Annotated in this window: 2 protein-coding genes; both read right to left on the bottom strand. The window is 42.6% G+C overall.

The window, feature by feature from the left end; genetic code table 11:
• On the bottom strand, positions 1 to 564 hold a 564-nt coding region (locus ACS8FD_RS17935), incomplete at its 3' end, for a LysO family transporter (RefSeq protein WP_439276846.1).
• 146 nt (positions 565 to 710) lie between these two features.
• Positions 711 to 914 (bottom strand): hypothetical protein (locus ACS8FD_RS17930; protein WP_439276845.1); only part of this gene is annotated, 204 nt, incomplete at its 5' end.

Below are 914 nucleotides of genomic sequence, written 5' to 3'. Positions count from 1 at the left end.
CAGCGCAAAGACAAGCCCGCCAACCAATATCGATAACGTAAAGATAATACTCATCTCAACGCCGCGTTTATTTAGTAGCACTTCTTTAAGGGTAATGCCTGAGCCTTTTAACCCAATGCCGACCAGTAAGATTAATATCATTAACATGACAGTCATGGTATTTTCAGGCGGCATATAATCTACTGGCAAGAAGTAGCCAATCACCATACCAATCACCACACAAATCACTTGTGCCAAGCTGCCACGAATACTGACGCGATGTTCTTTGGATTTTACGCTTGGCTTTTTAGCGTGCCATGGACGCACACGATCGAATAGCATGAGGGCAAACAAACCACTGCCAATCGTCAAGATCGATAGGATAGTGACATATAGGGCGATTTCGCCTATTTGGCTACCCAGCCCTTCTACTTGTGACAACTCAATACCGATAAGGGTTAAGATGACATAAACCAAGTACGACAAGCCCTTATCAGCAAGCCTAGTCATTCTGGGATTAGAAGGAATGGCAAAGCCAATAAACATTGGCATTAATACCAAAACAAGGGTAACTAGGCTTTGCATGATGATGTGCTCGCAGCTTTTTGAAGGCGTTTTTAGGAAGCTGGAGATTGTATCATATTAGGCTATAAATGCTGGAACAAGCAGACAAAAATTACCATATTCTTGCAAGTTTACAGAGTGCTAACAGCTGATTGCGAATGCTTATCTTAGTGGCTATATTCTTGACTGACTATAGCAAGTTTATCAGATCCATCAATATGGCTAGGCAGACTGTCTGATAGAGGTGCAATCATACTCACTTTAGGTTTGCTCGCTAAGTTTGGATAATCTTTTCGGTAATGCCCACCGCGACTCTCATGACGCTGATAAGCCGACTGTATAATCAATGCCGCTAATTGCAACTGTCTTGC

It is taken from the genome of Psychrobacter sp. 1U2, from assembly GCF_051847575.1.
The sequence above is the reverse complement of the archived record's forward strand: the minus strand, read 5'-3'. Positions and strand labels throughout refer to the sequence as shown.